Genomic DNA, 881 nt, shown 5'->3' with positions numbered 1-881 from the left:
GGCGTAGGCGGCGGCGGGGGTGCGTCCGTGCAGCGAGGTGTGGGGGCGGGCGGTGTTGTAGTGCTCGCGCCAGGTGTCGAGCAGGGTCTGCAGCTGGTCGAGGTCGCCCGGGCGGGGGTGGGTCGCGAGCCAGCGTTTGAGGGTCTGCTGGACGCGTTCGACCTTGCCGCAGGTGGTGGGGTGGTTCGGGCGGGAGTTGCGTTGCTCGATGCCGAGGCGGGCGAGCTCGGACTCGAAGGCGTTGCGGCCGCCGCGGCCGCCGGCGAGGCGGGTGGTGAAGACCATGCCGTTGTCGGACAGCACCGCGGCCGGGACGCCGTTGTCGCTGATCGCGGCCCGGAACGTGGTCACGACGTCGGGCCCGCGGACCCGGTGGTGGGCGGTGCAGGCCAGTACGAGCCGGGAGTGGTCGTCCAGGAAGGTCAGGACTTCGGTGTCGGTGCCGTCGGCCAGGCGCACGTGGGTGAAGTCGGTCTGCCAGAGCTGGTTGGGCAGGTCGGCCTCGAAGCGGACGTAGGAGCTGCGCGGCCGCTTCGAGGGGGCCGCTTCGATCAGTCCGGCGGCCTTGAGGTGTCGCCAGATCGTCGCCGGGGCGAGCGTGAGGTCGTGGTGGGTGGCCAGGTGCCAGGCGATGGTGTGCGCACCGGCGTCCAGGCCGTCCGCGGTCAGCTTGCTGCGTAGATCGACGATCAGGTCGACGACCTCGGGGGCGGTGCGTGTGGGGCTGGTGCGGGGACGTCGGGATCGCGGTTCGAACGCGGCGTCCCCGACGTCGCGGTAGCGGGCGACCAGGCGGCTGACCCAGGACCGCGACAGCCCGTAGGCGCGGGCCACCTCGGCCTGCGAGCGGCCCTCGAGCACGACAGCGGTGATCACCAGGC

Annotated in this window: 1 protein-coding gene; it reads right to left on the bottom strand. The window is 72.8% G+C overall.

The features are described 5' to 3' along the window. Positions 1-879, bottom strand: an 879-nt coding sequence (locus CTKZ_RS20970) for an IS481 family transposase (RefSeq protein ID WP_235843596.1), incomplete at its 3' end; no start/stop codon positions are given. Between the last annotated feature and the right edge of the window lie 2 nt (positions 880-881).

Origin of the sequence: Cellulomonas algicola, from assembly GCF_003851725.1 — a bacterium.
In the GTDB taxonomy this organism is placed as follows: Bacteria; Actinomycetota; Actinomycetes; order Actinomycetales; family Cellulomonadaceae; genus Cellulomonas; species Cellulomonas algicola.
This window is presented reverse-complemented; position numbering and strand designations above follow the sequence as displayed.